At 72.1% G+C, this 23,922-nt stretch carries 22 protein-coding genes; 12 read left to right on the top strand and 10 right to left on the bottom strand.

What is annotated here, in order from left to right; all coding sequences use genetic code 11:
• Positions 1 to 466: 466 nt before the first annotated feature.
• Positions 467 to 1,078 carry a dihydrofolate reductase family protein gene (locus tag Ade02nite_RS31930; RefSeq protein ID WP_203771997.1) on the top strand — a complete coding sequence of 204 codons (612 nt, stop codon included), beginning with the start codon at positions 467 to 469 and terminating at the stop codon, positions 1,076 to 1,078.
• Positions 1,079 to 1,407: 329 nt separating this feature from the next.
• Here the strand turns inward: Ade02nite_RS31930 and Ade02nite_RS31925 are convergent, their stop codons facing one another.
• Entirely contained in the window at positions 1,408 to 2,541 is a 1,134-nt protein-coding gene (locus Ade02nite_RS31925; protein ID WP_239169214.1) for an FAD-binding oxidoreductase, read from the bottom strand.
• A 130-nt stretch (positions 2,542 to 2,671) separates the two neighbouring features.
• Here Ade02nite_RS31925 and Ade02nite_RS31920 point away from each other — a divergent pair, with 130 nt between their 5' ends.
• From Ade02nite_RS31920 to Ade02nite_RS31910, 3 genes are all read left to right on the top strand, one after another.
• Positions 2,672 to 4,759, top strand: coding sequence for a S9 family peptidase (locus Ade02nite_RS31920; protein ID WP_203771995.1), 2,088 nt, complete (start codon positions 2,672 to 2,674; stop codon positions 4,757 to 4,759).
• Between the two features lie 71 nt (positions 4,760 to 4,830).
• Positions 4,831 to 6,867, top strand: coding sequence for a hypothetical protein (locus tag Ade02nite_RS31915; RefSeq protein WP_203771993.1), 2,037 nt, complete (start codon positions 4,831 to 4,833; stop codon positions 6,865 to 6,867).
• A 24-nt stretch (positions 6,868 to 6,891) separates the two neighbouring features.
• A complete protein-coding gene (locus tag Ade02nite_RS31910; RefSeq protein WP_203771991.1) occupies positions 6,892 to 7,824 on the top strand; it encodes an FG-GAP repeat domain-containing protein in 933 nt (310 codons plus the stop codon).
• Here Ade02nite_RS31910 and Ade02nite_RS31905 read toward each other — a convergent pair.
• Genes Ade02nite_RS31905 through Ade02nite_RS31880 form a run of 6 tightly spaced genes read right to left on the bottom strand, consistent with a single transcriptional unit; the run spans position 7,818 to position 13,400 of the window.
• On the bottom strand, positions 7,818 to 9,359 hold the full coding sequence (locus Ade02nite_RS31905) for a SpoIIE family protein phosphatase (protein ID WP_203771989.1): 1,542 nt from the start codon (positions 9,357 to 9,359) through the stop codon (positions 7,818 to 7,820). The two genes, Ade02nite_RS31910 and Ade02nite_RS31905, sit on opposite strands and share 7 nt — an antisense overlap.
• The gene (locus Ade02nite_RS31900; protein WP_203771987.1) at positions 9,356 to 10,705 is read right to left on the bottom strand and encodes a sensor histidine kinase; all 1,350 of its coding nucleotides are present in this window, start codon (positions 10,703 to 10,705) and stop codon (positions 9,356 to 9,358) included. The genes Ade02nite_RS31905 and Ade02nite_RS31900 overlap by 4 nt, the downstream gene beginning before the upstream one ends.
• Positions 10,702 to 11,733, bottom strand: coding sequence for a SpoIIE family protein phosphatase (locus Ade02nite_RS31895; protein ID WP_203772004.1), 1,032 nt, complete (start codon positions 11,731 to 11,733; stop codon positions 10,702 to 10,704). Before Ade02nite_RS31895 ends, Ade02nite_RS31900 begins: the two co-directional genes overlap by 4 nt.
• The gene (locus Ade02nite_RS31890; protein ID WP_203771985.1) at positions 11,730 to 12,134 is read right to left on the bottom strand and encodes an anti-sigma regulatory factor; all 405 of its coding nucleotides are present in this window, start codon (positions 12,132 to 12,134) and stop codon (positions 11,730 to 11,732) included. The genes Ade02nite_RS31895 and Ade02nite_RS31890 overlap by 4 nt, the downstream gene beginning before the upstream one ends.
• Positions 12,131 to 12,553, bottom strand: coding sequence for an STAS domain-containing protein (locus Ade02nite_RS31885; RefSeq protein ID WP_203771983.1), 423 nt, complete (start codon positions 12,551 to 12,553; stop codon positions 12,131 to 12,133). The genes Ade02nite_RS31890 and Ade02nite_RS31885 overlap by 4 nt, the downstream gene beginning before the upstream one ends.
• Before the next feature lies 1 nt (position 12,554).
• Complete coding sequence (locus Ade02nite_RS31880) at positions 12,555 to 13,400, bottom strand: STAS domain-containing protein (RefSeq protein WP_203771981.1); 846 nt, start codon at positions 13,398 to 13,400, stop codon at positions 12,555 to 12,557.
• A gap of 169 nt (positions 13,401 to 13,569) precedes the next feature.
• Between Ade02nite_RS31880 and Ade02nite_RS31875 the strand changes: the two genes are divergently transcribed.
• From Ade02nite_RS31875 to Ade02nite_RS31865, 3 genes are all read left to right on the top strand, one after another.
• Entirely contained in the window at positions 13,570 to 13,923 is a 354-nt protein-coding gene (locus Ade02nite_RS31875) for an STAS domain-containing protein (protein ID WP_203771979.1), read from the top strand.
• Between the two features lie 102 nt (positions 13,924 to 14,025).
• Positions 14,026 to 14,478, top strand: coding sequence for a large conductance mechanosensitive channel protein MscL (gene mscL, locus Ade02nite_RS31870; RefSeq protein ID WP_203772001.1), 453 nt, complete (start codon positions 14,026 to 14,028; stop codon positions 14,476 to 14,478).
• Positions 14,479 to 14,551: 73 nt separating this feature from the next.
• Positions 14,552 to 14,782 carry a hypothetical protein gene (locus Ade02nite_RS31865; protein WP_203771977.1) on the top strand — a complete coding sequence of 77 codons (231 nt, stop codon included), beginning with the start codon at positions 14,552 to 14,554 and terminating at the stop codon, positions 14,780 to 14,782.
• An 8-nt stretch (positions 14,783 to 14,790) separates the two neighbouring features.
• Here Ade02nite_RS31865 and Ade02nite_RS31860 read toward each other — a convergent pair whose 3' ends face one another.
• Complete coding sequence (locus tag Ade02nite_RS31860; RefSeq protein WP_203771976.1) at positions 14,791 to 15,558, bottom strand: zf-HC2 domain-containing protein; 768 nt, start codon at positions 15,556 to 15,558, stop codon at positions 14,791 to 14,793.
• Positions 15,559 to 15,641: 83 nt separating this feature from the next.
• Between Ade02nite_RS31860 and Ade02nite_RS31855 the strand changes: the two genes are divergently transcribed.
• Positions 15,642 to 16,514: an alpha/beta fold hydrolase gene (locus tag Ade02nite_RS31855; RefSeq protein WP_203771973.1), complete on the top strand. Its 873-nt coding sequence runs from the start codon at positions 15,642 to 15,644 to the stop codon at positions 16,512 to 16,514.
• Here Ade02nite_RS31855 and Ade02nite_RS31850 read toward each other — a convergent pair.
• The gene (locus tag Ade02nite_RS31850) at positions 16,511 to 17,287 is read right to left on the bottom strand and encodes an alpha/beta fold hydrolase (protein WP_203771971.1); all 777 of its coding nucleotides are present in this window, start codon (positions 17,285 to 17,287) and stop codon (positions 16,511 to 16,513) included. The genes Ade02nite_RS31855 and Ade02nite_RS31850 overlap by 4 nt on opposite strands.
• 96 nt (positions 17,288 to 17,383) lie before the next feature.
• On the opposite strand from Ade02nite_RS31850, the gene Ade02nite_RS31845 reads away from it, so the two are divergent.
• The 4 genes from Ade02nite_RS31845 to gntF all read left to right on the top strand — a co-directional run bounded on the left by Ade02nite_RS31845 (position 17,384) and on the right by gntF (position 23,762).
• Entirely contained in the window at positions 17,384 to 20,134 is a 2,751-nt protein-coding gene (locus Ade02nite_RS31845) for an ATP-binding protein (RefSeq protein ID WP_203771969.1), read from the top strand.
• A gap of 21 nt (positions 20,135 to 20,155) precedes the next feature.
• Complete coding sequence (locus tag Ade02nite_RS31840) at positions 20,156 to 21,247, top strand: class I SAM-dependent methyltransferase (RefSeq protein WP_239169212.1); 1,092 nt, start codon at positions 20,156 to 20,158, stop codon at positions 21,245 to 21,247.
• Entirely contained in the window at positions 21,244 to 22,299 is a 1,056-nt protein-coding gene (locus Ade02nite_RS31835; protein WP_203771967.1) for a Glu/Leu/Phe/Val dehydrogenase dimerization domain-containing protein, read from the top strand. Before Ade02nite_RS31840 ends, Ade02nite_RS31835 begins: the two co-directional genes overlap by 4 nt.
• 197 nt (positions 22,300 to 22,496) lie before the next feature.
• A complete protein-coding gene (gene gntF, locus Ade02nite_RS31830; protein WP_203771965.1) occupies positions 22,497 to 23,762 on the top strand; it encodes a guanitoxin biosynthesis pre-guanitoxin forming N-methyltransferase GntF in 1,266 nt (421 codons plus the stop codon).
• On the opposite strand, the gene Ade02nite_RS31825 is transcribed toward gntF, so the two are convergent.
• On the bottom strand, positions 23,739 to 23,922 hold a 184-nt coding region (locus Ade02nite_RS31825), incomplete at its 5' end, for a hypothetical protein (RefSeq protein WP_203771963.1). The genes gntF and Ade02nite_RS31825 overlap by 24 nt on opposite strands.

The raw sequence follows: 23,922 nt of genomic DNA, 5'->3' as shown, positions 1-23,922 counted from the left end.
GCCCCGCCACCTCTGGCCGCTGGCGGCCGCCCACCGCGGCCGTTACCAAGACAGAACGTTCGTTCTACCGCCGGCCCGGCCCGCCGGCCACCACCACCCGCCACGCTGGCCCGTCAGCACCGCCCGCCACGACCGCCCGCCAACACGGCCCGCGGCGACGCCCGCCACGACCGCCCGCCAGCTCGCCTACCGCCCTGACCCGCCCGCCGCAGCGAAAGACAGAACGTTCGTTCTGCCTGGGGCACGCCGCCGCCAGGGCTGCGCAGGCGAGGACAGCATGGGCGGCACCAGCGGCAGAACGAACGTTCTGTCTTGTGGCGGGCGCGAATGCAGTGGCGCGCCTGGAGCGCCCGGAGCGCCCGCTGCGAACCCGTTCCGGCCGCCGGAAAACGCCCTTCGCCTGCGGCAACCCTCGCCTCTGCCGATTCGCCCCATTCGCCCGCTTGGTCATGGCATGGTGATTGTCATGGCGAGAACTCAGTACTACACGGCCACGAGCATCGACGGTTACATCGCCGACGAGAGCAACTCGCTCGACTGGCTCGCCGACGTGGACGGGGGCACCGAGAACCCGTTCGGCGGCTTCTTCGCGGGTGTCGGGGCGTTCGCCATGGGTGCGAACACCTACGAGTGGGTGCTCGAGAACGACAACGTGCTGGCCGAGCCGCAGAACTGGCACGACCTGTACGGCGACATCCCGTGCTGGGTCTTCGCCAACCGGGAGCTGCCGCTCGTCCCGGACGCCAACATCTTCATGGTCAGCGGGGACGTCCAGCGCGTGCACGAGGCCATGATGGTGGCCGCCAAGGGCAAGAACGTCTGGCTCGTCGGCGGCGGTGACCTGGTGGGCCAATTCGTCGATCAAGGCCTGCTCGACGAGATCATCCTCGGCATCGCGCCGGTCGTGCTGGGCAAGGGCGTGCCGCTGCTGCCCCGCCACCTGACCGCGCGGCATCTGGCGCTCACCGGCACCGCCCAAATCGGGCGTTTCGCCTATCTGACCTACGCCGTGGGCACCGAGCCGATCCCGGGCCGCCACCCCTCCGCGGCCGAGCGCCGCCAGCCCGTCATGCGCTGACCGACGCCACCGCGACCACCCGAAGCAACCCGGCCGCCAGCCAGGCAGCAGACGTCAAACCAACCGGGAAACCGCGGTCACCGCAGAGACCGGCAGCCGGCAGCCACGCCGACCGAGAAACGGCCACCGCTAGGACCATCCGACCGCCAGCCGGCTACCAAACCGACCGGGAAACGGCCACCGCAAGGACCATCCGACCGCCAGCCGGCAACCAAACCCACCGAGAAACGGCCACCGCAAGGACCATCCGGCAGCCAAACCGACCTGGAAACGCGGCCAGCAGGGGAACCGGCCGGCCGGCAGCCGAGCGAGCCCGGGCGCCGGAGGCGTCAGAACAAGTCGTGGCGGTCGGCCATCTCGATCTCGGCGGCCAGTGATGGCGGCGCCGCGATGACCACTGCGCGGCCGTTTCGGGCCAGCAGCACGTGGCGCACGCTGTCGACTATGCCGCGCAGCCTGTCGGCCGACAGCGTGCCGGGCAGCACCGCGTGGACGCGGCCCAGGCCCGCCGAGCCGCGCACCGGCACCGGGGCGCCGGCCGCGTCGCCCAGCGAATAGATCACCGCGGGGAGGTCGTCGGGCGCGACCGCGAGGCGCAGCACCACGTCGTCGCGGGTGAACGGATAGGTGCCCCACCATGGTGGGGCTATCGGCGTGACCACCGCGCCCGCTCCCCACACCGCCGCGAGCCTCTCCGCCTGCTCGACCGCCTCGGCCTCGGCGCCCTCGAAGAGGACCGCCAGCGTGCCCGCCGGGCCGCCGGCCGGGAGGTCGATCTCGATCGCGCTGGGCTGGAAGTCGGCGGCCGCCGACTCGAGCTTGCGGATCTGGGGTGGGGTGTCGACCGCCGTGCCGACCCAGCGCCGGGCGGGCGGCAACGGCTGGAGCCGGACGACCGCCGACGTGATCACGCCGCGGATCTCGGCGAGGCCCGGGTTGGCGCCCTCGCCGTCGGACTCGGCCACGCGGCCCTGCGCGTCGACGTAGGTGACCCGGTCGACGTGCTCGGCGGGGGTGCCGAAGCGGTGGCGCAGCGGGCCCGACTCGTTGAGCGCGAGCATGCCGCCGATGGTGGCCGTGCGCGACGGCGGGTCGACCGGCAACCGCTGGCCCTGCAACGCCAGCGCCGCCTGGAGCGCGTGCACCGGCGTGCCCGTGGCCACCTCGGCCGTCGCGCCCGCGACGTCGTGGTCCCACATGCCGTTGAGGCGGCCCGTGTCGACGATGAGATCGACGGGCGCGCGCGGCGGGGTACCCCAATCGGTCTTTGACCCTGAGCCCCGGGCCAGGAAGGACAGTCCCGAGTCGGTGGCGAGGCGCAGAGTGTCGGCGACCGCCTGCGGGGTGGCCGGCAGCGCGACGAAGCCGGCGCGGCGGCCGGCGACCGTGTCGACCGAACGAGCGACACGCGCGTAGTCGGGCCCGCAGATGTCCACAAGAGCGCTCAGGACCTGCTCTGTCACGACCTGGTTCCCCTCACCGCTTGAAGATCGTCCACTCTGGCATATCGTACACGTGTTCGAACGGGCGCGGTCGAGCGTCGCAAGAAGTAAAGAAGGCTAGGAAACCGGACTGCCCGGTAACGTATGGCGGGTGACTTCCCAGACTCCGGACAGCCCTCCCTCGGTGCGCCAGACCCCCCACGAGCGGACCTTCCACGGCGACACCGTCACCGACGAATACGCGTGGCTGCTCGACAAGGACGACCCGGAGACCATCGCCTATCTCGAGGCCGAGAACGCCTGGACCGACAAGGCGACCGCCCACCTCGCCGGGCTGCGCGACACCCTCTTCCAGGAGATCAAGTCGCGCACCAAGGAGACCGACCTGACGGTCCCGAGCCGCAAGGGCGGTTACTGGTACTACACGCGCACCGTGGAGGGCAAGCAGTACGGCATCCACTGCCGCGTCGCCGTGCGCCCCGGCGAGACCGACCCGCCGGCGTCCGACGAGGCCATTCCGGGTGAGGAGGTGCTGCTCGACGGCAACGCGCTCGCCGAGGGCAAGGACTTCTTCGCGCTCGGCACGTTCGACGTGAGCCCCGACGGCAGCCGTCTCGCCTACTCCACCGACTTCGAGGGCGACGAGCGCTTCACCCTCAAGATCAAGGATTTGCGTACGGGTGAGGTCTTCACCGACGAGGTGCCCGACACGTCGTACGGCACCGCGTGGTCGGCCGACGGCAGCGCGCTCTTCTACATCACCGTGGACGACGCGTGGCGGCCGTGGCGCGTCTGGCGGCACACCGTCGGGCAGGCGGCGGCCGACGACGTGGTCATCTTCGAGGAGCCGGACGAGCGGTTCTGGGTCGGTGTCGAGCTCTCCCGCAGCGAGAAGTTCATCATCATCGACGCCCAGTCGAAGGTCACCTCAGAGGTACGGATCATCCCGGCCGAGACGCCGGCGGCCGAGCCGGTCGTGGTCGCCCCGCGCGAGCAGGGTGTCGAGTACACGGTCGAGCACCACGGCCACCGCCTGTTGATCCTGCACAACAAGGACGCCGAGGACTTCGCTCTGGCGTACACCTCGGCCGACGCACCCGGCGAATGGGTCGAGCTCATCCCGCACGAGCCCGGCACCCGCCTCGAATCGGTGGACGCCTTCCAGCGGCACATCGTCATCTCGCACCGCCGCGACGGGCTCACCGGCCTCTGTGTCATGGGTGACGGCAGCACCGACTCGTACGAGATGGAGTTCCCCGAGCCGATCTACAGCGTCGGCCTGGCCGGCAACCCCGAGTACGACACCACATCGGTGCGCATCAGCTACACCTCGATGATCACGCCGGACTCGATCTACGACGTCGACCTGGTCACCCGCACCATGACCCTGCGCAAGCAGCGCCCGGTGCTGGGCGGCTACGACGCGAGCGACTACGAGCAGTTCCGCGAGTGGGCCACCGCCGAGGACGGCACCCGCGTACCGATCTCGATCGTGGCCCGCAAGGGCGCCCGCCGCGACGGTCACACCCCCGCCGTCCTGTACGGCTACGGCTCGTACGAGACGAGCATCGACCCGTACTTCTCGGTGGCCCGCCTGTCGCTGCTCGACCGCGGCGTGGTCTTCGCGATCGCGCACATCCGCGGTGGCGGCGAGATGGGCCGCCGCTGGTACGAGCAGGGCAAGCTGCTCGCCAAGAAGAACACGTTCACCGACTTCATCGCCTGCGCCCGTCAGCTGGTGCGCGGCCGCTGGACCTCGGCCGACCGGCTGGTGGCCCGGGGCGGCTCGGCCGGCGGCCTGCTGATGGGCGCGGTCGCCAACCTCGCCCCCGAGGACTTCGCCGGCATCGTGGCCCAGGTGCCGTTCGTCGACCCGCTCAACAGCATCCTCGACCCGTCGCTGCCGCTGACGGTGACGGAGTGGGAGGAGTGGGGCAACCCGATCGAATCGGCGGACGTCTACGCGTACATGAAGTCGTACAGCCCGTACGAGAACGTCGCGAAGCTGCCGTACCCCAAGATCCTCGCGGTGACCAGCCTGAACGACACCCGCGTGCTCTTCCACGAGCCGGCCAAGTGGATCGCGAAGCTGCGCGCCACCGCCCCCGACGGCGACTACCTCCTCAAGACCGAGATGGGCGCCGGCCACGGCGGCCCGAGCGGCCGCTACGACGCCTGGAAGGAAGAGGCCTTCGTCAACGCCTGGACCCTCGACGTCCTCGGCCTCGCCACCTCGTAAAACGGATCTTGCGCAGAGGGAAAGCAAAGCCTAGTGTCTCGATGCTGATGTATTTCTAAATCGGGGCACAAGTGAACAAAGCCTTCCGTCGCGCCCTAGCGGCGACGATCGGCGGCGCGCTCGCGGTGACGGCGGGGACCTCGGTCCCCGCCCCCGCGATGGCCGCGACCGCTCCCCACCAGGTCATGCTCGTCGGTTCCGTCAACTATCCGTACACCAACACGTACCAGACGGATATGCCCAGCTTCGCCGGCCAGACCGGCTTGCTGCGCCGCACTAACGACTCGTGGTTCTGGACCCGATACGCCGACGGCGGTTCCGTCGCCGTCGAAGAGCTCGGAAGCACGGGGGCCAGCGGCGTCGTCGGCCTCTTCGGCGACACCGTCGAGCTTCGCGGCTCGACGCCGGCACACACGACCTCGGCCACCGTGCGCTGGACGCTTGACCTCGCGACCATGACCTGGCACGAGATCGACCTGCCCTTCAACTGGACTCCCAACAACGTGCGCCAGGTCGGTGAGTCCATGGTCCTGATCGGCCCCGACAAACAGGTCACGCTCCGCCGCCCGGCCGCGGACGGGTCGTACACGACCACCCCGGTCACCGGGGTTCCCGAGGGCGCCGAGGCTGTCCAGATCGCCGGAGGTGACGGCAAGGCAGCCGTGATCCGGTTCGGGACGCCAAGCGCCGTCTACGGCCTGCTCGACGCCGCCACCGGCCACGTCGCGATGATTCCCGGCTCAGGCACGGTGGCCGGCAAGGTCGCGCTGAGCAACGACCGCATCGGCCTGTACACCGCCCCGACGCTGCGCACGTTCTCCCGGCAGGGTATCGCGGAGGGCAGCGACACCGAGGCCACCACCGTCACCCTGCAGAACGGCTATTTCGGCCTGGCCGGTGACGATGTCATCGTCGCACCGCCGAGCTCCAGCATCACTGTGATGCTCGCCCGCCTGCACCCGGACGGGACGACCGAAGAGCTCGCACGAGCTCGGTCCACATACCTGTTCCAGGCTCCCGACGGCGTCCACTTCATCGGGGCCGACAGCGAGGGCTGGGCCGTGCACAAGGCCACCGGCACCGAGGACCACGTCGTCGTGCAACTGTCCGACCAGGTCAACGCCGGCGTCACCCTCGAGCGGGGGTATCTGCGTCAGATCACGGCGCTGGAGAGGCTCGACGCGGAGCCGGAGTACCACCTGTACGGATACCAGCTGACGCCCGGAACCGGTGTCGCCGGCAACGAAGGTGGCATCGTGAGCGGCATTCTGCACCAGCCGGTCCCGTGCGAGACCGCGGCGACGTGTGTCCGCGCCGTCGACGGCGCTCGCAACGGGGTCGCCTCCCTGACGACGCGGTTCAACCGGTCGCTCTCACTGTTCACCGGGACCACCGGCGACTCCGGCGTCATCGCCCGCCTCCCGTCGACCGGCGGCACAGTGGTCGACGCGTCGTGGAACTACCACGTCGTCAACGGCACCGGCCCGGCGCAGCAGTACATCGTCCAGTACGGCGGCAGCGTGATCTCGACCCGTGCGGTCACCGGCGCGGGCCTATGGTTCGACACCTTGTGGACCGCCACCGCCGGCAGGGTGCAACCGCAGAACCTCAGGAGCGGCGCGGTCGGCACGGCAGTCGCCACGGGATCGTCCTGCACTGCCTCCGACGTCCAGGCCACCGCGAAGCACGTCCTCTGGGCCTGCGGCGCCTCCGGCCCGGCCGGCGTCCACGACCTCGCTCGCAAGACCAGCCGCGTGCTCCCTGCCGGGCAGTACCTGCTCGGCGACAACTACGCGGTCCGGCACGACGCGGACGGCACCCTCGTCCGCGTCGACCTCACCGACGGATCCACGGCCACCGTCGCCACCTTCCCCCGCGGCACTCTCGCCGACGACCGCAACATCACCTGGGCGGTCGACAAGTACAGCGGGAACATCGCCTGGGTGGACGACCGCGACTCGGTCCACATCGTCGACCCGGGCGTCGCCCGATCCACCCCGGCGGCGGCCTACGTCGACGTGAGCGAGCCGATCAGCTTCCCGGGGAACTACTCGTTCTACGCGCCGCTGACCCGGCCGGTCGACAACGCCACGCTCACCGTGACCTAGGTGCGCACCGGCAAGGTCGTGCGCGTGACTCAGCCCGCAACCCGCGACGTCGCCGACCTGGTTTGGAACGGCAACGTGGGCGGCAAGCGCGCCCCCAGCGGGCAGTACCGGTGGGCGCTGACCGTCGCCTCGGGCGGCACGACCACCACGGTCGGCACCGGCACGCTGAGCGTCGGCTGCGGCGGCTCCCCCTCGTTCCACAGCTACACCTGCAACGGCCTGCCGACCCTGCTCGGCATCACCAACGCCGCGACCGGCGCCGGCACCTGGCTGACTGCGCAGACCGGCAAGACCGGCCTCACCGCGGCCGGCTCCGAGTCGCTCGGCGCGGCCACCGCCATCGTGCCGTTCGGCGACGTCACCGCCGACTACCGCAACGACCTGCTGGTCCGCCGGTCCGACGGCAGCCTGCGCGCCTACTTCAACGACGGCACGCTCAACTTCGCCGGCAACCGCACCGTGCTGATCCCCGGCAACTTCAACCGCTACAACGCCCTCGTCCACGTCGGCGACATCACCGGCGACGGCCGCTCCGACCTGCTGGCCCGCGAGACCACCACCGGCCGCCTGTTCCGCTACAACGGCAACGGCAACGGCGGCTTGGCCTCCCCGGCCGCCTACGGCGGCACGTACAAGACCATCACCCGCTTCGTCGGACCCGGCGACATCAACGGCGACGGCAAAGCCGACCTACTCGTCTTCTACGGCGGCACCATGTACGCCTGGTACGGCAACGGTCAGGGCGGCTTCGCCACCAGCACCCCCCACTACCTCGGCAACAACTACGCCAACCTCACCGTCATCGGCGCCGGCGACCTCAACGAAGACGGCAAGAACGACCTCATCCTGCGCAACACCGCCGGCGTCCTCGGCCGCAAACTCGGCAACGGCAACGGCACCTTCGCCGACTACCAAACCATCGGCACCGGCTACCAGAAATACGCGGGACTCTACTGAGAAGGGCGGCGGCGCAGGGCGACGACCGCGATGTCGTCGGCCTGCTGCCCCGTCCCGCCCAGCTGGGTGAGCAGGCGGCGGCAGAAGTCGTTCAGGTCGGGCTCGACCGACTCGGTCGCCGCGGCCAGCGCGGTCAGGCCCACGTCGATGTCGGCGTCGCGGCGCTCCACCAGGCCGTCGGTGTAGAGGACCAGCGTGCCGCCCGGCGGCAGGACGAACTCCAGGTCGTCCGGGCGGGGCGCGTTGATGCCGAGCAGCGGGCCCCGCGGGTGGAGGAAGTGGGCGCCCTCGGCGTCGGTGTGCAGCAGCGGCGGCAGGTGGCCGGCGCTGGCCATGCGCACGCTGCCGGTGGCCGGGTCGAGGGTGAAGAGGCAGAGCGTTGCCGACTCGGTCGGCAGCACCGTGCGCATGAAGTGGTTGACCAGGGTGAGCACCGTGCCCGGCGGATGGCCCTCCACCGCGTACGCCCGGACCGCGTGCCGCACCTCGGCCATGACCGTAGCCGCGTGCAGCGAGTGGCCGGCGACGTCGCCGATCGCCACCAGCAGCCGGCCCTCGAGCATCGTGAGCTCGTAGAAGTCGCCGCCCACCTCGGTCTGCGCGCCCGCCGGCTCGTAGCGCATGGCGAGCTCCAGGCCGGGCACGTCGGGCAGGCGTGACTGGAGCAGGCTGCGCTGGAGGGTGACGGCGATCCGGTGTTCCTCGTCGTACGAGCGCTGGGCCTCGACCGCCGCGGCCACCGCCTGGGAGAGCTGGCGCAACACCGGGAAGCCGGGCGTCTGTGAGCTGCTGGGCACCGCGACGTACACCGCCGGACGGTCCGCCCGCAGCCGGGCCGCGGCGACCGCCACCGCGTCGCCCTCGGGCCACTGCACGATGTCCCAGTCGGACGGGTCCTCCCGGCGCACCAGGGAGCCGACCAGCACGTCGCGCGGCGGGGGTCCCCACCGGCGGACCGCCGCGGCCGGGCTCGTGGCCGCCAGGCTCTCACCGTCGGCCGTCTCGGCGACCACCACGACCGGGCCGCCGAAGATGTCGATCGCCCCCGCCGCGGCCGCCGTGAGCAGCCCGGACAGCGTCGACGCCGAGTTGATCTCGAGGGTCGCCTCGGCCAGCCGCACCAGCCTCGCGGCGAGCGTCTCGGCGCGCCGGCGGGCCGAGTAGTAGCGCAGCACCGCGTGGACGGTCGCGATCAGCTCGTCCGGCTCGATCGGCTCCACCAGGTAGGCGTCGGCGCCCCGGTTGAGGCCCTGGGCGCGGTCGACCACGTCGACGGCGTGGGCGGACACGTGGATGACGGGCATCGCCCCGTACTCCGGGTCGGTCTTGATGCGCTCGCACACGTCGAAGCCGCTCATGTCGGGCAGCTTCACGTCGAGGACCACCAGGTCGACGCCGGAGCCGGGCAGCATCCGCAGCGCCTCGGCACCCGTCTCCGCCTGCCGCACCGTGAAACCGGCGCGGGTCAGCCAGCTCACCAGCAGATAGCGCTTGGTGGCGCTGTCGTCGACGACGAGGACGGTGGCCGAGCTCATGACACCGGCAACCGAAGCGTGAACGTGCTGCCCTCCCCGGGGGTCGAGTCGACGCGCAGGGCACCGCCGAGGATGCCGGCGAGCCGGCGGGCGTACGGAAGGCCCAGGCCCGTGCCCTTGCCGCTGACTGGCTTGCTGCCGGGCACCTGGTAGAACTCCTCGAAGATCCGCTCGTGCAGCTCGGCGGGGATGCCCGTGCCCGTGTCGGAGACGCTGAACTCGACGTCGTCGCCGGTCCGGCGGCCGCTGAGCCGCACCTCACCCGACGCGGTGAACTTCAGCGCGTTGGTGAGCAGATTGCGCAGCACCCGGGCGAGCAGCACCTCGTCGGTGCGTATCGACGGCACCGGCGGCTCGTCGATGCGGAACTCAACCTCCGGGCGCGTGGCCAGCGGCCGCAGCGTGCCGCGGAGCTGGCCGAAGACCGCCTTGAGGTCGACGTCGGTCATGCTTGGCTCGACCCGGCCGGCCTCGGCCTTGGCGAGGTCGAGCAGGTCGTTGACGAGCGACAGCAGGTCGCTCGCGGAGCCGCGGATCAGGTCGACCTGGCGGCTCTGCTCCCCGGTCAACTCGTCGGAGCCGTCGTCGGCGAGCAGCCGGCTCAGCCCGATGATGGCGGTGACCGGGGCGCGCAGCTCGTGGCTGACGTTGGCGAGGAACCGGCTCTTGGCCTCGCTCGCCGCCGCCAGCTGCACCGATTTCTCGTCCAGCTCGGCGTAGAGGGCCACCACGCCGCGGTTCGTCTCCTCCAGTTCCTCGGAGAGCTGGTGGTAGAGCGCCATGACGCCGCGGTTGGTCTCCTCCAGCTCGGCGTTGAGCCGGGCCAGGTCGTCACGCTGGGCGCGCACCTCGTCGAGGGCGGCGATGAGCTGCTGATTTTGCACGTTCAGCTCGTCGAGCGGGCTGCCCGGGACGTGCTTCGCCAGCCCGGCACGGATCTCGTCCATCCGGTCCGGGGTCAACCTCGGCGCACTCGCCGGCAACCGTCGAGCCATCCACACGACCGTACCGTTCTCGGCATCGGTGACCTCCATGTTGTCCACCAAGCGGCCGACCTGCCCGAGTTGGGGGCGCAGCCTCTCGGCGTCGCCCGGCACCCGGTTCTCGACCGTCACGAGTAACGAAGGTGATACCCCGTCGCGCTGAAGCGTGAACGCCACATCCGCATCGCTGCCGGCGGCCAGCATCACCCGGCTCACCTCGCTCAGCGCGGTCGCGAGCCGGGTCTGGTCCTGCTGCTCCAGGCCGGCCTCACGGGCCACCTCGCGGCCGAGCTGGCGCACCGCGAAGATGTCCTGCGCGACCCGCAGGCTCATCCGCATCAGCGGCTCGGGCGTCGCGCTCATGGCAACCGGGCCACGATCACGCCGGCGTCGTCCCGGCGCACCCCCGCGTCGCGCAGCGCGGTCGCCGCGATCACCACCGGCGCATGGGTGAGCAGGCCGGGATAGTCGGCCGGGTTCCAGCGGTCGACCACGCCGTCGGAGTGCATCACGACGACCGCGCCGGGCTCGAGCGGATAGTCGTACTGCCGGATCTGCCGCCGCTGGTGACCCGCGATGCCCGGCAGCGAGACCATGCCGCGCCGGCCGCCGTCGGGCCCGAGGACGGTACCGGCGATGTTGCCGAGCCCGGCGTAGCGGACCAGGCCGGCCTTGCCGTCGAGCTCGGCGACGGCGAGGGCGGCACCGCGCGTGTGGTTGAGCCGGCGGTGCAACGCCTCGACCAGCGCCGACGGGTCACCGGCGGGGGTTTCGTAGAAGACGCGCACCGCCTCGGTGGCCGCGGCCGCCGCGAGCCCGCCGTGCCCGAGCCCGTCGCACATGAGGATCTGGCGCCGCCCGTCGACCTCGCGGACGGCGAACGCGTCGCCGCTGACCGGTTCGCCGGTCAGGGGGCGGGTCAGACCCGCCGCCCAGGTGGGTTCCGGCGGGTCGGCGGGCCAGACCTGGGCGGCCAGCACGGTTCCCTTCCCCGGTACGGAGTGCAGGTCGCACCAGCCGGCCTGCCGGACGATCGCGCCGAGCCCGATGCCGAGCGTGCCCACGGTGGAGTGCCCGTCGCCGACCGAGCGGGCCAGGTCGGCCATGCCGGGACCGCTGTCGACCGCGACCAGCTCGACGCCGGCCTGCCCGGCCGCGCGCACCGGGCGCACCAGCAGGACGCCCTGATCGGCGTGCTTGACCAGGTTTCCGGCGGCCTCCGCGGCCACGATCGACAGATCCCCGATCTTGCGCTCGGGCAGGCCGAGCTCCGTGGCCAGGCGCTCGGCCGCACGGCGTACGGCGGAAGCTGTCGCGGCGGCCTCCACCCGGAACCAGACTCCACCGTCGAGGAGTCCCTCGGGTATCGACGCCACCGCGCCTCCGCTCATCGGCACCACTTGGTCACGGTAATGCTCGTCCCCTCGCCGGGCGCGGTGACGATGTCGAACTCGTCGACGAGCCGCCGGGCGCCGCTGAGGCCGAGCCCGAGGCCGTTGCCGGTGGTGTATCCGTCGGTGAAGGCCATGTCGAGGTCGGCGATGCCCGGGCCCTGGTCGGCGAAGACGATCCGGATGCCCGGTTTGCGGCCGTTGTCGACCTTGGTCACCTCGACCGTGCCGCCACCACCGTAGACCAGGGTGTTGCGGGCCAGCTCGCTCGCCGCGGTGACGAGCTTGGTCTGGTCGACGAGGGAGAGCTTCACCGCCACGGCGACCGTGCGCACGAGCTGGCGCACCCGTACGACGTCCTGGTCGGAGTTGACCTCGATCCGCTCGCCCTGGCCGTTCACGGCGTGGTTACCGCGGGTGTCTCGGTGTCGTCGTCGCCGTCGACCTCGAGCTGCCACTCGTCGGCGCCGCGCTCGCGGGCCAGCAGCTCCATGCCCAGCTCGACGTTGAGCGCCGTGCGGATGCCGGGCAGCGAGAGGCCGAGCTCGACCAGCGTGATCGCCACGGCCGGGCGCATGCCGACCACCACGGTCTCGGCGTCGAGCACCCGCGAGATCGAGGCGATGCCGGCCAGGGTGCGGCCCACGAACGAGTCGACGATGTCCAGCGCGCTGATGTCGATGATCACGCCGTGGCAGCCGGTCGCCACGATCCGGTCGGCGAGGTCCTCCTGGAGCTGGAGGGCGGTCTGGTCCTCCATGTCGATCTGGATCGAGACCAGCAGCATGTCGCCGATCTTGAGGACCGGAACGCGCTCCACGTCAGCGCTCCAGCCGCTTGGCCTGACCGGCCTTGCCGAGCACGTAGCGCAGGGCGTCGGCGAGCGAGGCCTTGGTGGCGATGTCACCGAACTCGATGCCGAGCGCGACGATCGTCTGGGCGATCTGCGGGCGGATACCGGAGATGATGCAGTCGGCGCCCATCAGCCGGGCCGCCACCACGGTCTTGAGGATGTGCTGGGCGACCTGGGTGTCGACCGCCGGCACGCCGGTGATGTCGATGATCGCGTACGGCGACCCGGTGTCGACCAGAGTCTGGAGCAGGCGCTCCATGACCACCTGGGCACGGGCCGAGTCGAGGGTGCCGACCAGCGGCACGGCGACCACACCCTCCCAGAGCTTCACCACCGGGGTGGAGAGCTCGAGCAGCTGCTCGGCCTGGTCGGCGATCAGTTCCTCGCGGACGCGCACGTAGCTGTCGGAGGTGAACAGCGCCGCCTCGTCCACGAACGCGGAGAGGGTCACGTAGTCGCGCAGGGCGTCGCCGCCACCGCTCTGGTCGAGAACGCCGAGCACCGCCTCCTTGAAGGCGAAGACGCTGACCGCCGTCTCGGTGACCGAGAAGCCCTGCCGGGCCCGGGTGGAGGAGAGGTCGCTCAGCTGGGCGCGCAGCTCGGCGGCCGACTCGTCGGCCAGGGTCTGCGCCCCGCCGGCGAGCGCCTGCTGGAAGGCCTTGCGCAGCTCGGAGTGCTGCCGCTGGAGCTCCGCGTGGCTCAGCCGGCCACGCAGGGTGGTGGCCACCCGATCGGTCCAGGTCGCCACCAGGGCGTCGCTGTTCACCTCGAGCAGATCGGCGAACCGAGCCGCCTCTTCCGCAGTCAGCGCCACCGCTGCCTCCCGACTCTGTTCGTCCCGCCTACGACGCGCGGACTTTACCACCGCGCGCCCTAATACTTGCCGTCAGCCAAATAAAGCGTACGGGGGCGCACGGCGCGCCCCGTTCTGCGGATCCCCCTGGGGTTGGAGTACCGTTCTGCTCATAATCTGGAGGTCCTGAATGTCTCTGACGGTACAAACGGAACAGCGCGCCGACATGGTCGTCGTGTCGGTCGCGGGTGAGCTGGACATGGCCACCGCGCCCCAGCTTCAGGACCAGATCAGCGACCTGCTGGAGAAGGGGCGCACCCGTCTGGTCTTCGACCTGGCCCAGGTCTCGTTCTGCGACTCCACCGGGCTCTCGGTCTTCGTCCGGGCCAAGAACAGCACCGATGACGCCGGCGGCACCGTCCGGCTGGCCGCGCCCCAGCGCGGCGTGCTGCGCATCCTCGAGGTGAGCGGCCTGGTCGAAGTGCTGCGCACCTACCCCACGGTCGACGAGGCCGTGGCGGCTCAGGAGCCCGCGCTCGACTGACTTTCCCCGTTGGCCCGGTCGGCGTAGTTTGTCGCCGACCGGCCGTGGGCACCTGCTGCCGGACGAACCCCTTCGGTGTACGCAGGAGCGCTCGTGAGCAAAATGTTCCAAGGCTTCAAAGACTTCATCATGCGCGGCAACGTCGTCGACCTGGCGGTCGGCGTCGTCATCGGTGCCGCCTTCACTGCCGTGGTGTCGGGCTTCACCAAGTCCTTCCTCGAGCCCCTGATCAAGTGGATCACCGGCGGCTCGGGCGATCTCAAGGGCACCTGGTCGCCGGAGAAGGGCGTCGTCTTCGACTACGCGGCGTTCATCAACGCGCTCATCACCTTTCTGCTGACCGCCGCGGTGCTCTACTTCCTGGTCGTCTTCCCCCTCAACAAGCTGGCCGAGCGCCGCCGCCGCGGCGAGGAGCCGCCGCCGAAGGCGCCCAGCGAGGAGGTCAAGCTGCTCACCGAGATCCGCGACGCGCTGCTGCGCGGCCAGGGTCACCAGGTCGCCAACAGCGCCCTCGACGACGTGCTGGGCCGGCAGCGCCAGGAGCCGCCGCGCTGACCTCGTTCCCGACACGCGCAAAAAGATCAACCCACCCGGTAGCGTTCGAACAATTGTTCGATACGCTGCCGGGATGGAGCAGCGTAAGCACTGGTGGAACGGTAAGTGGGGCCGCGTCGCCCGCAAGGATGTCTACCTGCGGGTGAGCGGCGACCAGTGGTACGTCGAGCAGCGCGCGGGCGGTGCCGACGGCGTCTCGCACTTCTTCGAGTACGACTCGGAGGAGGCCGCCCTCGACACCGTCCGCGCCCTGCTTGCGGGCCCGGACGAGTGGCGTGAGCTCTCCGTCCGCCCGCGCTTCTAGCCCCCTTGTCAGGCCGCGTGGCGCTCGTCGTGCCGCGCGGTCATCGGGCCGCGCGTGACCAGGCGCAGCCCCGGCCGCGCGACCGGCTCGGCCGTGCCCTCCGGCTCGTCGGCGAGGGTCCAGCCCTTCCCGGCCCGGGCACCCGGCGGCGTACTGGCGAAACCGCCCGGGATGCGCGACAGCGTGACGATCAGCAGATATCCGATGATCACGAAGCCGTGGCTGACCAGCCGCGTCGCGTCGACCCGGCCACCGGAGAGGTCGTTGACCGAGAGCAGCACCAGCATCCCGACGAACGCGGTGAGCATCGGCACCAGCCCGGACGGCCGCACCCGCCGCAGCGCGATGAACAGGTAGCCGGCGCCGACCGCCACGTTCCACGCGGCCGACTCGTGCCACAGGTGACCGGGGGTCGCGTCCGACGCGGTGTGCTCATGCACGCCGACGACCCCGCCGCCGATCTGGTCGAGGCCGAGGATCAGCTGCACCGCCCCGACGGCCGCGAGCGCCACGAAGAGCGCCGCCGCGATCGGGATCCGGGGCCACCTGCGCGTCCGCGGTTCCCCGGCCGGCAGCGCCGCGAGGATCGCCTCGGTGAGGTCGGGCGCCGGCGCCATGCGCGTGCTCGTCATGCGGTTGACCGCCGCCGCACGATCCAGCCACTGCCGGCACCCGGCACAGCCGGACAGGTGCTGCTCGACCAGCGGCCGGTCGGCCGGGTCGTCCTCGCCGTCCAGCTGCGCCGAAAGCATCTCGCGCCACCGCTCACAAGCCATGTACCCATAGTCGCGCGAGGCGGCCCCGGAGTTCCCGCCGCGATGCTCATCCGCTGCTCATTCGGGCCCGCGACAGTCGTCCCATGACCTTCGAACACCTTCGCGTGCCGGTGGCCGACGGCGTCGAGCTGCACGCCGCCGTCTCCGGTTCGGGCAGCCCCGTCGTGCTGCTGCACGGCTTTCCGCAGACCCACCTGATGTGGCGGCACGTCGCCGCCGACCTGGCCGCCGACCACACCGTGATCTGCCCCGACCTGCGCGGCTACGGCGCCAGCGACAAGCCGGCGGCGACCGGCCCGGACACCTACTCCAAGCGCACCATGGCCGCCGACGTCGTGGCGCTGGCCCGCGCGCTGGGCCACGAGCGCTTCGCCCTGGCCGGCCACGACCGCGGCGCCCTGGTCGCCGTCCGGGCCGGCCTCGACCACCCCGCCGCCGTCACCCACCTGGCCTCACTCGACGTGCTGCCGACCCTGGACATGTGGGACGTGATGCACGGCGTCAGCGCGTCGGTCGGCTTCCACCTCTACCTGATGGCCCAGCCACCCGGCCTGCCCGAGCGCATGATCGCCGGGGCGGCCGACGAGTTCTTCGGCTACTTCCTCGACCTCTGGACCAACGACCCGGCCGCGATCCCGCCCGACGTTCGCGCCGCCTACCTGGAAGCCTCCCGCAACGCCGTCCCGTCGATCGTCGCCGACTACCGCGCCTCCGCCGGCATCGACCTCGACCACGACCGCGCCGACCGCGCGGCCGGCCGCACCCTGCGCATGCCCACCACCGTCCTCCAGCAGGATTGGGGCGCGATGCTGGGCTTCGACGCCGCCGCCCTGTGGCGCGCGTGGGCCCCCGACCTGCGCCACGTCCCGGTCAGCTGCGGTCACTTCATGGCCGAGGAGGATCCCGCCCTGGTGGCCGGCGAGCTCCGCAAGTTGCTGAGCCGCCGACCCGCTTAGACCGCGAACGCGGCGACCTCGGCGGCCACCGCGGCCGGTTCCTCCCAGTGCACGGCGTGACCGCAGCCCTCGTGAACGCTCAGCCGTGCGCCCGGCGCGACGGCCAGGATCCGTTCCTGGTCGTCGCGGCTCGCATAGGCGTCACGGTCGCCCCAGATCAGCAGGGTGGGCGCCGCCACGCCGGCCAGCAGCGTGACGAGGTCGTCCTTCATCAGCGCCCCGAAGGCGTCGCGCCACACGCGGGCCGGCACCTTGAGGCTCTCGCCGACGAACAGGTCCAGCATGCCGGGCGCGAGCGGCCGCGCGGTCGTGCCGAGCTGGAACTCGCGCACGAATCCGGCATCCACGGGGTCCCGCAGTGGCGCGACGGCCTCGCTCGCGAACTCCTGGAGGACCGGGTTCGCGCCCGGCGAGGCGATCGCGCCGAGCAGCACGAGACCCGAGACCCGCTGCGGGTACGCCCGGACGACGTGCCCGGCCACCCACGCGCCGAGCGAGTGCCCGACGATGATCGCGCGCTCGATGCCCATCGCGTCCAGCAGCGCCACCGCGTCGGCCGCGAAGTCCTCACCGCGATAGCCCTCCGGGGGCCGGCTCGCGTCACCGTGCCCGCGCTGCGTGACCGCGATCGCGCGCACCTCCGGCGGCAGCATCGGCAGCATCGGCGCGAACGAGCGCCAGGAGTCGGTCAGGCCGTGCAGCATCAGCACGGGCACGCCGCCCGGATCGCCGGCCTCGGCGAGATCCAGGCGTACGCCGGTGGACAGTTCCATGGTGCCTCCCTCTCGATCGTCTACAGAGGTGGCGTCAGGAGTCGGCTTACCGGGTAAGGGCTCGCCTCACCACCGACTCGATGCCATAGTGCGACCATGCCGGACGAGGGAGCCGGCGGCACCGGCACGCTCGTCGGCCGGGACGCCGACCTGGAGCGGGTGCTGCGGCTGCTGTCGCGGCACCGGCTGGTCACGCTTACCGGCCCCGGCGGGGTGGGCAAGACCCGGCTGGCGCGGGCGGCGGTCGCCCGTCTCGCGGAAGGGGCCGCACCGCGCCGCGCGGTCTTCTGCACGCTCGCCGAGGTGGACGAGCCCGCGGCCGTGCGCGAAGCGGTCGCCGCCCACCTGGGTCTGTCCCGGGCCGATCGGCCGCTGCGCTGGCCGATGCCGCCCGGCGACGGCGTCGTGGTGCTGCTGGACAACTGTGAGCACCTGGTGGGCGCGGCCGCCGAGGTGGCCGGCGAACTGCTCGCCGCCGGTCCCCGGATCGCAGTGCTGGCGACCAGCCGCGAGGCGCTGCGTCTCGACGAGGAGCGGGTCTTCGAGGTGAGCCCGCTGCCGGTGCCCGGACGCGGCCACGATCCGCGGGCCGCCGAGTCCCCGGCCGTGCGGCTGTTCACCGAGCGGGCCCGCGCCGTCCGGGACGGCTTCGCCCTGGACGGTGCCGTCCTGCCCTACGTCTCGGAGATCTGCCGCCGCCTGGACGGTCTGCCGCTCGCCTTGGAGATCGCCGCGGCCCGGGTCCGCTCGATGGGGGTGGCCGACCTCGCCGGGCGCCTCGAGGAGCGGTTCGCGCTGCTGCACTCGGGCTCGCGGGGCGGCTCGGCGCGGCATCGCAGTCTGCGCGCGGTGGTCGAGTGGTCCTATCGGTTGCTCGGCCCGGCCGAGCGGACGCTCTTCGACGCGCTCACCGTCTTTCCGGCCGGGGCCGACCTGACCGCCGTCACCGAGGTGGCCGGCGCCGCGGGGCTCGGCCCGGACGAGGCCGTGGACGCGGTGGACGGGCTCTGCGCGAAGTCGCTGGTGCAGCTGGACACGTCCGTGGAGCCGCCGCGCTACCGCATACTCGAGACCCTGCGGCAGTACGGGACCGAGCGGCTGCGCGACGCCGGCACGCTCGACGCGGCCCGCGACCGGCACGCGAGCATCTACGCCGCCGTCTGCATGAGCATCCGCGCGGAGGGCATGCGGGTGTGGTCGCCGCGCCTGCTGCGGCTGTTCGCCGAGTTCGACAACGTCCGCGCGGCCGTCTCCTGGGCGCTGACCGCCGACGCGTCGCCGGACCGCGCGTTCCGGCTCCTCGCCACCCAGTGGTACGTGGGCCTCAACCTGCACTCCAGCGAGCTGGCCGATCTCTGCGAGCGTGCCGTCCGGCGCTGGCCGGGCGCGGACCACCCACTGCTGTCCGAGGTGCACGCCAGCGCCGCGATCTCGCTGATCGCCATCGACGAGGTCGCCCGGGCCGGCGCCCACGCGCAGGTGGCGATCGACGCGGCCACCTCGCCGGTCGGCGTGGCGCTGGGCCGGCGAGCCCTGGGTGAGGTCCGCGACCTGCGCGGCGACTGGCGGGGTGGCCTGGAGCAGCTGGACCTCGCCCTCGACTCCGCGGCCGCCGCCGGGTTCGAGCCGCTGCGCTGCGACCTCCTGGGCATCGGCGTGCCGATGCTCGCCCAGGGCGGCAGGCACGCCGAGGCGACGGCCCGGGCCCGGACGTCGCTCGAACTGGCCGCCGCACAGCACAACGTCTACGAGCACGCTTGGGCGCTGATGTTGCTCGGCAGCCTCTGCCTCCAGACCTCGCTGGACGAGGCGGAGGGGTGGCTGACCACCGCGCTGGAGGAGTCGCGCGCCACCGGATATCCGACCGGCACCCGCCATTCGCTCCGCGCGCTGGGCGTTCTGGCGCAGCGCCGTGGCCGCGCCGCCGAGGCCGCCGGCCACTTCGTCGAGGCCCTCGACCTCGCCGCGGGCGGCGGCCAGACCCAGGAGAGATGGACCTGCGTCGCCGCGGCGCTGCCGTCGCTGGCCGCCCGGCCCGAGGTGGCGGTCGCGGCGGCGGTGCACCTTGGCCGGGTGGACGGCGTCATCGCGCAAATCTGGGCGCCCGGCTGGGAGGAGACCCGCGAGGCGGTGCTCGCCGGTGCACCGGCCGACACCGTCGCCCGGGCGCGGGCGCTGGCGCCCGAACGCGTGCTGGCGATGGTGCGCGCGGCGCTGACCGAGCCCGCCACGCCGGCCACGCCGCCGCCGGCCCCCGAGATCGGCGACGCCGAGCTTCGCCGCGACGGCGACCTGTGGCGGATCACCTACGGCGGCCAGACCGTGCACCTGCCGGCGCTGCGCGGCCTGGACGACCTCGCGACGCTGCTCGCCAACCCCGGCCGCGAGATACCGGCGCTCGATCTGGCCGCCGGACCGGGTGGCCGCCCGGACGGCGCCGCGGCCGAGGGAGACCTCGGCGAGCTGATCGACGCGCCGGCCCGCGCCGCCTACGCCCGGCGGATCCGCGAGCTGCGCGCCGACCTGGACGACGCCGACGCGGCCGGCGACGCCGAACGCAGCGCCTCGGCGACGGCCGAGCTGGACACGCTGACCCAGCACCTGGCCTCCGCCTACGGCCTGCGCGGCGCCCGCCGCGCCGGCGATCCCGGCGAGCGGGCCCGGGCCGCGGTCACCGGCCGCATCCGGGCCGCGATCCGGAAGATCGCCGAGGTGCACGAGCCGCTGGGACGGCACTTCGATCGCGGCGTGCGGACCGGCCGGCTCTGCGTCTATGACCCTGAGGCGCCGGTGCGCTGGCAGGTACGGCCTTCCCCGGTAAGGCGGGGCCTTACGCCTCCCCGATGACACCGTCGAACGGGAGGAACCATGACGACCACCATGCCGGCGCCGGCCACCGACACGCTCGCCGAGCGCGTCGTGTCGGCCACCACGGCCGCGCTGGAGCTCTACGGCATCCACCTCGGCCGCCGCCTGGACCTCTACGCCGAGCTGGCCGAGGAGCCGCTGACCTATCCGCAGCTGGCGCGGCGGGCCGGGATCGCGCCGCGCTACGCCCGCGAATGGCTCGAGCAGCAGGCTGTCGCGGGCATCCTGCACACCTCGCCCGAGGACCCGGCCGAGGCGCGCCGCTACGCGCTGCCGGAGGCGTACCGCCCGGTCCTGCTCGAAGCCGATCACCCGGCGCACGTCGCGCCCCTGGCCGACATGGTCGCCGGCATCGCGGGCGTGCTCGGCCGCCTGCCCGATGCCTACCGGACCGGCGCGGGCGTGCCCTACGCCGCGTACGGCACAGCGTTCCGGCGCGGGCAAGGCGGGATCAACCGGCCGATGTTCGCGAACGACCTGCCGGGCTGGCTGGCCGCGCTGCCCGACGTGAGCGCGCGGCTGGCCACGGCGCCCCTCGCGCGGGTCGCCGACATCGGGTGCGGCGAGGGCTGGTCGTCCGTCGCGCTGGCCCGGCAGCTGCCGAAGGCCGCCGTGGACGGCTACGACAGCGACCCGGCCAGCGTCGAGGCGGCACGCCGGCACGCTGCCGAGGCGGGCCTCAATGACCGTGTCCGCTTCCACACCGCCGACGCCACCACGCTCGCCGGCCCGTACGACCTGATCTTGATCTTCGAGGCTCTGCACGACCTCGCCCGGCCGGACCTCGTCCTGCGGGCCGCCCGCGAGGCCTTGGCGGACGGCGGCACCGTGCTGGTGGCGGACGAGCGGGTCGCGGACAGCTTCACGGCGCCCGGCGACGACGTCGAGCGGCTGATGTACGGCTGGAGCATCACCCACTGCCTGCCCGCCGCCCTGACGGAGAACCCGAGCGCCGCTCTCGGCACCGCGTTACGCGCCGGCACCGTGCACGCGCTGGCCCGCGAGGCCGGCTTCCACCCCACGGAACCGCCGATCGCCAACGACTTCCTCCGGTTCTACCGGCTCGACCCAGCCGAGAGGAGCGGACGGTGACAGCGTTCGACCACCCGGAGTTCGACGGGCACGAGCAGGTGCTCTTCTGCCACGACGGGGCCGCCGGGCTCAGGGCGATCGTCGCGGTGCACGACACCACCCTGGGGCCGGCCGTGGGCGGCTGTCGCATGCACCCGTACGCCACGACCGCCGAGGCACTCGCCGATGTGCTGCGCCTGTCCCGGGGCATGACGTTCAAGAACGCCGTGGCCGGCCTCCCGCTCGGCGGCGGCAAGGCGGTGATCGTCGGTGATCCGGCCGCCCCCGGCAAGGACGTGCTGCTGCGCGCGTTCGGCCGGCACGTGCAAGCGCTCGGCGGCCGCTACTGGACCTCGATCGACGTCGGCGTCCACCCGCACGACGCGGACGTGATCGCCGAGGAGTGCGCCTACGTGATCGGCCGCGCCGCGCAGTATCCCGGCGGCGAGAACCCGTCGCACATGACATCGCTGGGTGGCCTGGCCGGCATCCGCGCCGCTGTGGCACACACGATGCTCCGCGACGACCTGCGCGGCGTGCGGGTCGCCGTGCAGGGCCTGGGCAACACCGGCCGCGAGCTGTGCCGCCTGCTGCACGACGAGGGCGCCGACCTGGTGGTCGCGGACATCGACGACCAGGCGGTACGCGATGTCGTGCACTCGTTCGGCGCCGGAGCCGTGCCGCCGGACCTGATCCACGAGCAGGACGTGGACGTCTTCGCCCCCTGCGCCCTGGGCGGCGTCCTCAACGACGACACGATCCCCCAGCTCAAGGCCAGAATCGTCTGCGGACTGGCCAACAACCAACTGCGTCACCCCCACCACGGCGCCGTCCTGCGCGAAGCCGGCATCACCTACGTCCCCGACTACGTCGTCAACGCCGGCGGCATGATCGGCGTAGCAGCCCTGGTCAACGGCTCCCCCGACCGCCCCGCCGAACGCCGCCGGGTCCTCGCCCTGCACAACACAGTCCTGACCGTCCTCCGCCGGGCAGACACCGAGAACCGCCCCACCTCGGAGATAGCCGACGCCATGGCCCGCGAGCGCATCGCTCACAGCAGGTCCACCTGGTAGAGACGTTCACCGCCAGCCGCTCGACGCTGTCGGCAAGGCGACGTACGAATCAGCCATCGTCCGCCGTCTCCCTCACGCCGGGCTCGACCCGCGGCACCTGTCAGCGTGAGCAGTGTTTGACGACGTTCTGACCTGGAAGCTGAGCACCCGCGCGGCCGACTCTGAGCACCTCACAGCCGACCGTCCGGAGGCACCCCATGGTCCGATCGCTCGTTTCGCCGGCGGTGACCGCCTGGGCCGCCAGCCTGGCGGCCACCGCCGCGTCCACCTACGTGTTGGACGTCTGGGCGGCGGCCGCCGGCGCCGGCCTGGTCGCTTCCGGGTTGCTCGCCGGCCTCGGCCATCCGTCGGTGGTGGCGTTCCTCGTGGTGAGCTACACGGTCTGGGTGTTCGGGCTGCGCGCCAACCTGAGAGCGAACGGAGCTCTGCTGGCGGCGACGGGGGTGAGCACCAACGCGCTGTCCAAATTGGCGTACGACATCACGCGGCGCCGGTGCGGCGGTGGGCGCGCCGCTCGCCTGGCCGCTGCCGTGGCGTACACCGGCACCGAGGTCGCCAAGGAGGTGCCGTACTACGTGGCCGCGTTCGGCGCCGCCGTCGCGACCGACTCGATCACCACCGATGAGGCACTCGTCTTCCTCGGCGGCGCCAACCTCGGCGCCGCCTGCTACGAAGCCGCACTGGCCCGCCTCACCCGGACGGTCGTCGGCCGCCACCGCGAACACGCGTCGTTCGACACCGACTGGGTGCCGGCCGAGTACCTCACCGACTATTACCGCACCGTCGAACCGGACGAGATCGCCACGATCGCGTTCCTCGTCGACGCGATGCGCCACGCCGAACGCGATCAGCCGATCCTGTACTTCGGAACCGGCCCCACCCTCCACCATGTGTTCGCGTGCGCCGAGACGGCGTCCGAGATCCATCTGGGCGACTATCTGCCCGAGAACCTGGCCGAGATCCAACGGTGGATCGACCGCGCACCGGGCGCCCACGACTGGCGGCCGTTCGTCCGCTACACCCTGCAGTGCGAGGGCAACCCCTGCCCGACCGACGACGAGGTGACCGCGCGCGAGGATCTCACCAGATCAAAGATCACCACGCTGGTACGGGTGGACGCCCACCACCCCCGCCCGGTGAACCGCAGCTACCCGACGGTGGTCAGCGCCTACTGCGCGGACTCGGCGACCGGCGACCGCGCCACGTGGCAACTGTTCATGCGGCACATCACCGGCCTGGTCCAGCCCGGCGGCCTCTTCCTCACCGCGGCCCTGCGCCGCTGCCGCGGCTACACGGTAGGCGGCAAGACCTTCCCCGGCGCCGACATCGACGAGCGCGACCTGAGAGCGGCCCTACGCCCCCACTTCAACCCGCAACACGAGCAGATAGCCGTCATCCCCACAGCCCAGCACACCACCCACGGCTACGCCGAAATCCTGCTATGCCAGTCCCGCCGCGCATAACCGCCGCAACCGCCAACCATGACCGCCCAGCGCAACCACCCAGAAAAGCCCAGCCACCGCCGCACCCAGCGCACCCAACGCCCGCAGCGCAACCAACGCCCGCAGCGCAACCAACGCCCGCAGCGCAACCAACGCCCGCAGCGCAACCAACGCCCGCAGC

The organism is Paractinoplanes deccanensis (assembly GCF_016862115.1).
Lineage (GTDB): Bacteria > Actinomycetota > Actinomycetes > Mycobacteriales > Micromonosporaceae > Actinoplanes > Actinoplanes deccanensis.
Note: the sequence above shows the minus strand (reverse complement) of the source record. Positions and strands in the feature narration are given on the sequence as shown.